The sequence below is a fragment of the Pengzhenrongella sp. genome (assembly GCF_036565025.1).
In the GTDB taxonomy this organism is placed as follows: domain Bacteria; phylum Actinomycetota; class Actinomycetes; order Actinomycetales; family Cellulomonadaceae; genus Pengzhenrongella.
Window position 1 is genome coordinate 1 of sequence record NZ_DATCNW010000300.1, and the last position, 8753, is coordinate 8753.

Sequence of the window (8753 nt, forward strand, 5' to 3'; positions counted from 1 at the left end):
CCGCACCCCCCGCCGCCCCCTGCGCCGAGTCATCTCCTGACCTGTTCTGCAAACTCCCGTCCGTTTCTGCACGCTCCGGGAGCTCGCAGAACGGACCCAACTGCGCAGAACGCGAAACTTTGCGGGTTTGCGACCGATGAGTGCCCCGACGGCGATGAACCGGCCCGCTGCGGGGTCGGCGCGCCGCGGCGGAGGTCGGGACCATGCGCGTGTGGCGAGATTCGAAGATCCGGACGAAGGTGGCCGCGAGCCTGCTCGTCGCCACGCTCGGGCTGGCGTGGTTCGCCGTCGGCAACGTCGCCCAGACGCAGGCCGACGTCCGTGCGGCCACCCGGCTGGAGACCCTCGCCGCCGTCGTCGTCGCGGTGGGCGACGCACTGCACGAGACCCAGCGTGAACGTGGGCGCACGTCGCAGTTCATGACCGCGAAGGGACGCGCGTTCGCCGCCGAGCTGGCCGCGCAGCGCAAGTCGACCGACGCCAAGGTCGCCGAGCTGACCGCCCTGATCGACCGCACGAGCGACCAGCTGCCGGGCGCAACCCGCAGCGCCGTGCTGAGGCTGGGCGGCGTGCCCGCCGACGTGGGTGCCCTGCGTGCGCAGGCCGACAAGCTCGGCGAGCCCAAGCCGGTCATCGCCGGCTACACCGGTGTGAACACCCGGCTGCTCGACGTCACCGCGCTGCTCACGAAGAGCAGCCCCGACGCGGCCCTCGCCGTGCAGCTGCAGTCCTACCTGGCGCTGGCCAACGCCAAGGAGGCGCTCGGCCAGGAGCGTGCCCAGCTCGCCAGCGTGTTCATCAAAGACAAGTTCAAGCCCGGCCAGTTCGTGCTGGTCATGCAGCTGATCGCGACGCAACAGACCTACCTGAGCGTCTTCGAGAGGTCCGCCGCGCCCGGTGTGCTCGATCGCTGGCACGCGACCCAGACCGACCCGGCGTTCGCGGCGGTGACCGGGTTCGAGAAGCAGGCCACCGACCGCGCGCAGACCGGCGGGTTCGGGATCTTGCCGGCGACCTGGTTCGACGCGGCCACGACAAAGATCGACGGGTTCAAGGCGCTCGGGGACTCGCTCGGCACGGACATCGTCGGCCAGACGGTCGCGCTGCACCGCGCCGCCGACCGGTCGCAGTTCATCGCCGTGACCGTCACGGGCGTCCTGCTGCTCCTGGTCAGCGCGCTGGGCGTCGCGGTGATCGTGTCGATCACCCGCCCGCTGCGCGAGGTCGTCGACGCCGCGGAGCGGATGTCCCGGGGAGACGTTTCCCAGCAGGTGGCCTATACCTCGAGGAACGAGCTGGGTCAGCTCGCGGACTCGTTCCGCAGCCTCGCCGAGTATGTCCGGGACTCCGCCCAGCAGGCCGAGCGCCTGGCCGACGGCGACCTGAGCGAGGCGATGCAGCCTCGCGGGGCGTCCGACATGCTGGGGAACGCCATGAACCGCATGGTCGAGAGCCTGCAGACCGTGGTGGGACGGATCCGGGAGTCCAGCCTTCTGCTCTCCGGCTCGTCCGAGCAGCTCGGCGCGGCGAACTCCACCCTGGTCGGCAACGCCGAGCAGACCGCGGCCCTCGCCGGATCGGCCTCCAGTGCGAGTGAGGAGATGAGCGTCAGCATCTCCGAGATCGCCCGCAGCGCGACCGAGGCGTCCCAGGTCAGCGACGAGGCGGTCGCCGCCGTCGGGCGTGCGGGGGAGATCATCGTGACGTTCCGGCAGGCGAGCACCGAGATCGGATCGGTCGTCGGTCTGATCGAGACGATCGCCGCGCAGACGAACCTGCTGGCCCTCAATGCGACCATCGAAGCGGCCCGGGCGGGCGAGGCAGGCAGGGGTTTCGCGGTGGTCGCGGGCGAGGTCAAGGAGCTCGCCCAGCAGACCGGCCGGGCGACGGCGGAGATCACCGAACGGATCGAGGTCATCCAGGGCGGTGCGCGCTCCGCGGCGGAGGCGATCGACCAGATCGGCAGCGTCATCGAACGTATCAGCGAGATCGCCAACACCATCGCGAGCGCCGTCGACCAGCAGCACGCGACGACCTCCGAGATCGCCCGGACCATCAGCGTCGTCGCCGGCGCCGCGAACTCCACCTCGGAGGTGACGCTCGAGTCGAGGTCGGCCGCCGAGTCGCTCGCCGGCTTGGCCGGTGAGCTGGAGACCCTGGTGAGCAGGTTCACGCTCGAACGAACCGCGTACCGGACCGCCGCCTGAACCGCTAGCCTAGGCCGGGTGGAACGTTCCCTCAGCCTCCTGACCGTCGTCTTCGATCTGGGCGGGGTGCTCGTCCCTCCCGAAGGCTCGATCGGCGACCTCGCCGCCGAGCTCGACGTCGGACGGGTCGAGCTCGCGGCCGCGTACTGGCGAGCGCGTGACGAGTACGACCGCGGGGGCTCGTCGACCGAGTTCTGGACGCAGGTCACCGACGAGGTGGACCGGCCCGTCGGCGCGGGCGGCGTCGCCCGCCTGGACGCCGTCGACGCGGCGCGCTGGTCGATACCCGGACCGGGGGTGGAGTCGATGCTCGCCGACGTGACGCGCACCCGGACCCGGCTCGCCGTGCTCTCGAACGCGCCGGCATCGCTCGCCGCGACGGTCCGGTCCGCGCCGTGGAGCTCGGCGTTCTCGACGTTGATGTTCTCCTCCGACGTCGGGGTCATGAAGCCCGAGCCGGCGATCTACGCGCTGGCGGACGACCGCATCGGCGCCGCCGACGACGGCGTCCTGTTCTTCGACGACCGTCGGGCGAACGTCGAGGCCGCGCGCCGGCACGGCTGGCGGGCCCACCTGTGGACCGACCTGGCCGACGCGCGCCGGGTCCTGCTCGCCGCGGGTGCCATCGGTGAATGAGCGCGAGCGCAACCCGACGATCATCGACGTCGCCGAGCGTGCCGGCGTCTCGAAATCGGTCGTGTCCCGCGTACTGACCGGCCACGGCAGCGTCGGCGGGCAGACGAAGCAGCGGGTTCTCGACGCCGCCGCCGAGCTCGGCTACGTGGTGAACGCCGTCGCGCGGGCCATGGTCGCCCGGCGCACCTACACCCTGGGTGCCTTCGTGCGAGATGCCGCGACCCCGTTCTACGGCAGCCTGCTCACCGCGATGCAGGGACGGGCCGCGGCGCTCGGCTACCGGCTCGTCTCGGCCACCGGTTCGGGGACGTTCGCGGTGGCGGACGAGCATCGCGCGCTGGAGACCCTCGTGCAGCTGCGGGTGGAGGGGCTCGTGGTGTGCAGCGGACTGCTGCCCGCGTCCGAGGTGGTCCCGTTCGCCCACCGCATGCCGCTGGTCGTGGCAGGCCGGCCCGAGACCCACGACTCGGTGACCAGCGTCTTCTGCGACGAGGAGGAGGGCGGCGCGCGTCTCGCCGATCACCTCGTCGACCTCGGCCATCGCCACGTCGCGGTGCTGCGGCTCACCGCGGAGCAGTCCCTCACGATGGAGCCGCGCACGACGGCGATGGTGCGCCGGCTCCGCGAGCGCGGGGCGAGCGTGCTGGACCTGGGCGGGGGATGGCTCGAGGATGTCGACGCGGCCCTCACGCGGGTGCTGGCCCACCCCGAGGTGACCGCCGTGATGACCCCGAGCGACCGGCACGCGGTGAACCTGCTCGAGTCGATGCAGGACCGCGGTCTGAGCGCGCCCGGAGACCTGTCGGTGACCGGCTACGACGGCATCGGCCCGTTGGCGACGCCGCTCATCGGGCTCACCACCTGGGTTCAGCCCGTCGCCCGGATCGGCGAGCACGCGATCGACGCGCTGGTGGCACAGCTGGAGAGTGCCCCTGCCCCCGATCATCACCAGGCGCTCAGCGGGGTCCTGTCCGCCGGCCGGACGACCGCACGGCGGGGCTGACCGCTGCCCTGACACGTTCATCTCCCGTTCGCGCGGAGGTCTTGCGCTCGCCTAGTCCGTGTGGGAACGTTCCCTTCATGAATGGGAACGTTCCACCTCGCCCGCGACCCGGAAGCCTCGCCGGTCCGCTGATGGTCCTGCCCTGCCTCGTCCTGCTGGCCGTCTTCGCCTACCGGCCCGTGCTGCGCAGCCTCCAGCTGAGCCTGTACGGCTCGAACCTGTTCGGTGAGCCGACCCGGTTCGTCGGCCTGGACAACTACCGCGCTCTGGTCACCGATCCCGACCTGCGCCGGGTCGTGGTCACCACGCTCACGATCGCGGCGCTCAGCATCACGCTGGCAACGGGCGGCGCGCTCGCGGCCGCGCTTCCCCTGCGGGCCGCGCACCACCGCGCCCGCGGGGGCGTCTCGCTGCTGCTCTCGCTGCCGTTCGCCTACTCCGCCGGGGCCGCCTCGGCTGCCTTCGCCGGCCTGTTCACCCCGGCCGTCGGCACGCTGAACCGGGTCCTGGCTGACCTCGGGGTGCGCGGACCCGGGTGGCTCGAGTCGCCGGGCTGGGCCGTGCTGAGCATCTCGATCACCACCGCCTGGTACGAGTTCGGGTTCGCCTTCCTGGTGCTCCTCGCCGCGCTGTCCCAGGTCGACCGGGAGATGCTCGAGGCCGCGGCGCTGGACGGCGCCGGCGAGTGCCGCATGGCGTGGTCGATGATCCTGCCGGCCATCCGCCCGAGCCTGCTGTTCCTGGTCGTCACCCAGACGATCAGCGGCCTGCAGATCTTCACCCAGGTCCACGTGCTCACCCGCGGCGGGCCGTCCGGGTCCACCACGACGCTCGTCTACGAGCTGTACCAGCGCGCGTTCGGTGCGGGCCTGCCGGAGTACGGCGCGGCGTCGGCGATCGCACTGACCCTGCTCGTGCTGGTGCTCGCCGTGACCGCCGTGCAGTTCCGGCTCACCAGGGAGCGTGCCTGATGGGGCGGGTACGGACCGTCCGCCCCGGTTCGGTGCTCCGCTGGGCCTGGCTCGCGGGGCTGTGCGTGCTGATCGGGTTCCCGGTCTACGTCACCCTGGTCACCGCCCTGCTGCCGGCGGCCGACGTCGCGGCCGGCCGGCTGCTCCCCGGACCGGCGGGCCTCACGCTGGACAACGCCCGGGCGGCCCTGGCGGCGATCCCGCTCGGCAGTCAGTACCTGGTGAGCATCGCGGTCACCCTGCTGCAGACCGGCGCGCAGCTGGTCACCGCGGCGCTGGCCGCGTACGCCCTGGTCTTTCCGCGCTGGCACGGGCGGACCGTGGCGTTCGTGCTCGTGCTGGCGACTCTCGCGATCCCGGGCGAGAGCTCGGTGATCCCCAACTTCGAGCTCGTCACGAGCCTCGGCCTGCGCGACACCCTGCTCGGCATCGTGGTGCCGTTCCTCGCCGTCGGCTACCCGGTGCTGCTGCTGCGGCAGGCGTTCTCCCAGCTGCCGCTCGAGGTGCTGGAGGCCGCCCGGCTGGACGGCTGCACCGACCTTCGCGCCCTGGTGCGCATCGTCGTGCCGATGGCCCGACCCCAGCTGGTCACCGCCGGGATGTGGTGCGCGCTCTCGGCCTGGAACGGGTACTTCTGGCCGCTGCTCATCACCGACTCCCCGCAGCACCGGACGGTCCAGGTCGGCCTCGCCCAGCTCGTCGCGGGGGAGTCGACCACGCCCGCGGTCATCTACGCCGGCACCCTGCTCGTCCTGCTGCCCACCCTCGCGCTGGTCCTGGCCGGCCAGCGGTTCCTCGTGCGCGGCCTGGCCAGCCGCATCGCCTGACCCGCGCAGCTGCGCACCGACCGAACTCCCGCACCGACCGAAGGGCATCACCATGACCACCCGACGACACCTCGCCGGCGCCGCGCTGCTGGCCGTGACCGTAGCGGCGCTGAGCGCGTGCGGTTCCTCGTCCGCCGCGTCCCGCACCCCCGACGCCGTCGCGGCCCCCGGGCCCTCCGCGCTGGCGGCCGCGACCGGACCCGTGACCGTGACCCTGTGGCACGGCCTGGGCGGCGCCAACGGCCTGGCGCTCCAGGCGCAGATCGACGCGTTCAACGCGGCCAACGCCGGGAAGATCGAGGTCAAGTCCGTCTACCAGGGCACCTATGAGGACACCCTCGCCAAGTACACCGCCTCGATCCGGGACCGGAGCACCCCCAGCATCCTGGTCTCCAACGACATCACCACCGGCTTCCTGCACGACGCCGGCCAGACGGTACCCGCGCAGGGCTTGGCCGCGGCGAACCCCGGCGACCTCGCGCTCGACGACCTGGGCCCCGCGGCACGGAACTACTACAGCGCGCAGGGGAAGCTGCTGGCGGTGCCGCTCGCCACGTCGATGCCGCTGCTCTACGTCAACGACGCGCTGCTGGCCAAGGCCGGGGTCGCGAGGTCGAGCCTCGGCACGCTCGACGGCGTCGCCGCGGCGGCTCGAGCGGTGCACGCGGCGTCCCCGAGTGTTGCGGGCATCGTGCAACCCTTCGACGGGTGGTGGTTCGAGCAGCTGAGCGCGGCGTCCGGCCACACGTACTGCTCGCCGGGGAACGGCCGAACCGGGGCCGGTGCGACCTCCCTGCGCCTGACGAGCGACGCCCAGCGCGCGGCGATCGCCACGATGGCCTCGCTCTACACCGACGGCGTCGGGCTCAACACCGGTGCCGACGGCGCCGACGCGGCGGCCGCGTTCACCGCGGGCAAGGTCGCGATGATGTTCAACTCGAGCGGCACGATCGGCGGGCTCACCGAGGCCGGCCTCACGGGGTACAGCGCGCTGCCGTACCCGCTGTCGGGCCCCCGCAAGAGTTCGGGCGCGCTCATCGGCGGGGCTGCGATGTGGGTCGACGGACCGGGACACAGCGCCGCGGAACAGGTGGCCAGCTGGAAGGTCATCAGCTTCCTCGCCTCCGCCGGGGCCCAGGAGAAGTTCTCGCAGGCGACCGGCTACGCGCCGGTGAACACGGGCGTCGAGGACAGCGCCACCGAGAAGTCCTTCCTGGTGGCGCACCCGAACTACGCCGTGCTGCTCAAGCAGTTCGGCGACACCCCGGCCACCCCGGCCACCTCGGGCTGCCTCTCCGGCGCGATGACCGGGATCCGCACCGAGGTGGTCGCCCAGATGCAGTCGGCATTCGGCGGGGACGTGCCGCTGGACAAGGCGCTCGACAAGGCCGAGCAGGGCGCGGACGCCAAGATCGGCGCTTACCGGGAGCAGGCAGGCAAATGACCCACGCCTCGATCGGCGCACCCGGGGACCCGTATCGGTACGGCGTCTACCTCCGCCCCGACCCGCGCACCTGCCAGGCCGTCACGACGGTCACCGACCAGCTGCGCGCGCAGTACGGGCTGATCTCGGCCGGCGCGTTCCCGCCGCACGCGACCCTCATCGGAAGCCAGCACGTCGCGGGCGCCGAGGCCGACCTCGTCGAGGCGGTCACCAAGGCGCTCGACGGGTTCGTACCGTTCACCGTGCACAACGCGGGGGTACGGGCACAGGGCGTGGGCCTCGTGTACGACGTCCATCACCTCGCGGACGGGCGCACCGTGAACGAGGACCTGATGAACCTCGCGGCGACCGTCGACGGCGCAGCCGCACCGATGGTGACCTCGGCCGCCAACCCCGAACCGCACCGGTTCGATTCGACGACGTTCCACGGGCACCTGTCCCTCGCGTCCCACGATCTGTACGCCCGGGCCGATCTGCGGGACGAGGTCGAGGAGTACGTGCGCGGGCTGTCCGCGCCGCACCCCGCCAGCTTCGCGGGCGACACGGTGACCATGTACCGCACAAGAAGCGACGACTGGACCGGTCGCTGGTGGCAGACCCTCACCTGGACCCACGTGCACACCTGGCGCCTCGACAGCTAGCCCGAGCCACGCACGACGCCGCCCGCCGGTCCCCGCGGGCCCAAGAGCCGCTAACGTCCGAGCGTTGACGTCCTATAGGACGTCAACGCTCGGACGTTAGCGGGTTTTCGGGGAGTGGTGAGGGGTCAGGGCGCGGTCGGTGCGATGACGCCACGCGTCCAGGCACCGGGCGACGAGGTCGGGGGACACCCCGTCGGTGGTGTCTGTCTCGTAGTCGTAGGGCCCGAACTCGTGGATCCGGTTCTCTTCCACATGGGCCCGTCCCTCCCCGGGACGCCGGTCCCCGCGCATGTGCTCGCGTCGGTCGAGCTCGTCGGGGTCGCAGTGCACCCCGACGAGGAACACGTCGAAGCCGTCCAGGAGCTCCGCGAGCTCGGCTCGCCAGGTGGCGAACTCGATGACGTGCTCCACGATCAGGTCGTTGCCCGCCGCGGCCAGCGCCGGCAGGCAACGGTGGAACCCCTCGAAGAACCGGGGTCGCATCTGCTCCCACCACGCGAACGGCCCCTGCGGCTCGCGCCGCCGCGGGAGCAGTCCCGCGGCGATGAGCTGGTCGCTGGACACGAGGAGGAATGGGGAGTCGAGCGCGTCCTGGAGCGCGTGCGCGAGCGTCGACTTCCCCGAGCTCGACGCGCCGTTGAGCACGATGAGGCGTCCGGTCCGCGGGGCGGTCTCTGGTTCGAGCATGGTGCCCCGCGGGGCGGTCTCTGGTTCGAGCATGGTGCCCCGCGGGGCGGTCTCTGGTTCGAGCATGGCGCCCATTGTGGACCGCGAGGGCAACTCAAAATACGCAGGCCCGCCTCTGTCGACCCACATTCCCCGTAACGTCCGAGCGTTGACGTCCTATAGGACGTCAACGCTCGGACGTTAAGCGGGGAGCTGGCCCAATGGTCGTAGCTTAGGACCCCCTGCCAGTCGCCCCCGAGCGGGGATCCTCCTCTGGATCCCGCCTGCGTGGACCTCAAGTTACGTCCATTGCGTGCGGGCCCGCCCCGAGCGGGAGCGATCCAGTTTTGGGAAGGTT

At 71.8% G+C, this 8753-nt stretch carries 8 protein-coding genes; 7 read left to right on the forward strand and 1 reads right to left on the reverse strand.

Annotation, left to right across the window (positions count from 1 at the left end):
• The first annotated feature begins 203 nt into the window (after nucleotides 1-203).
• From VIM26_RS17225 to VIM26_RS17255, 7 genes are all read left to right on the forward strand, one after another.
• On the forward strand, nucleotides 204-2207 hold the full coding sequence (locus tag VIM26_RS17225; protein ID WP_331953397.1) for a methyl-accepting chemotaxis protein: 2004 nt from the start codon (nucleotides 204-206) through the stop codon (nucleotides 2205-2207).
• Nucleotides 2208-2225: 18 nt separating this feature from the next.
• Nucleotides 2226-2843 carry an HAD-IA family hydrolase gene (locus VIM26_RS17230; RefSeq protein ID WP_331953399.1) on the forward strand — a complete coding sequence of 206 codons (618 nt, stop codon included), beginning with the start codon at nucleotides 2226-2228 and terminating at the stop codon, nucleotides 2841-2843.
• Nucleotides 2836-3846 carry a LacI family DNA-binding transcriptional regulator gene (locus VIM26_RS17235; RefSeq protein WP_331953401.1) on the forward strand — a complete coding sequence of 337 codons (1011 nt, stop codon included), beginning with the start codon at nucleotides 2836-2838 and terminating at the stop codon, nucleotides 3844-3846. Before VIM26_RS17230 ends, VIM26_RS17235 begins: the two co-directional genes overlap by 8 nt.
• A gap of 77 nt (nucleotides 3847-3923) precedes the next feature.
• Nucleotides 3924-4817: a sugar ABC transporter permease gene (locus VIM26_RS17240; RefSeq protein ID WP_331953403.1), complete on the forward strand. Its 894-nt coding sequence runs from the start codon at nucleotides 3924-3926 to the stop codon at nucleotides 4815-4817.
• On the forward strand, nucleotides 4817-5644 hold the full coding sequence (locus VIM26_RS17245) for a carbohydrate ABC transporter permease (RefSeq protein ID WP_331953405.1): 828 nt from the start codon (nucleotides 4817-4819) through the stop codon (nucleotides 5642-5644). The genes VIM26_RS17240 and VIM26_RS17245 overlap by 1 nt, the downstream gene beginning before the upstream one ends.
• Before the next feature lie 52 nt (nucleotides 5645-5696).
• Nucleotides 5697-7088 carry an extracellular solute-binding protein gene (locus tag VIM26_RS17250; RefSeq protein WP_331953407.1) on the forward strand — a complete coding sequence of 464 codons (1392 nt, stop codon included), beginning with the start codon at nucleotides 5697-5699 and terminating at the stop codon, nucleotides 7086-7088.
• The gene (locus VIM26_RS17255; protein WP_331953409.1) at nucleotides 7085-7729 is read left to right on the forward strand and encodes a 2'-5' RNA ligase family protein; all 645 of its coding nucleotides are present in this window, start codon (nucleotides 7085-7087) and stop codon (nucleotides 7727-7729) included. Before VIM26_RS17250 ends, VIM26_RS17255 begins: the two co-directional genes overlap by 4 nt.
• Before the next feature lie 96 nt (nucleotides 7730-7825).
• Here the strand turns inward: VIM26_RS17255 and VIM26_RS17260 are convergent, their stop codons facing one another.
• A complete protein-coding gene (locus VIM26_RS17260) occupies nucleotides 7826-8482 on the reverse strand; it encodes a chloramphenicol phosphotransferase CPT family protein (protein WP_331953411.1) in 657 nt (218 codons plus the stop codon).
• Between the last annotated feature and the right edge of the window lie 271 nt (nucleotides 8483-8753).

What these genes read in the sequence shown, in the direction of transcription:
- VIM26_RS17240 (WP_331953403.1), top strand. Translation starts at nt 3,924, where the DNA reads ATGAATGGGAACGTTCCACCTCGCCCGCGACCCGGAAGCCTCGCCGGT.
- VIM26_RS17250 (WP_331953407.1), top strand. Translation starts at nt 5,697, where the DNA reads ATGACCACCCGACGACACCTCGCCGGCGCCGCGCTGCTGGCCGTGACC.
- VIM26_RS17255 (WP_331953409.1), top strand. Translation starts at nt 7,085, where the DNA reads ATGACCCACGCCTCGATCGGCGCACCCGGGGACCCGTATCGGTACGGC.
- VIM26_RS17260 (WP_331953411.1), bottom strand. Translation starts at nt 8,482, where the DNA reads ATGCTCGAACCAGAGACCGCCCCGCGGGGCACCATGCTCGAACCAGAG.
- VIM26_RS17225 (WP_331953397.1), top strand. Translation starts at nt 204, where the DNA reads ATGCGCGTGTGGCGAGATTCGAAGATCCGGACGAAGGTGGCCGCGAGC.
- VIM26_RS17245 (WP_331953405.1), top strand. Translation starts at nt 4,817, where the DNA reads ATGGGGCGGGTACGGACCGTCCGCCCCGGTTCGGTGCTCCGCTGGGCC.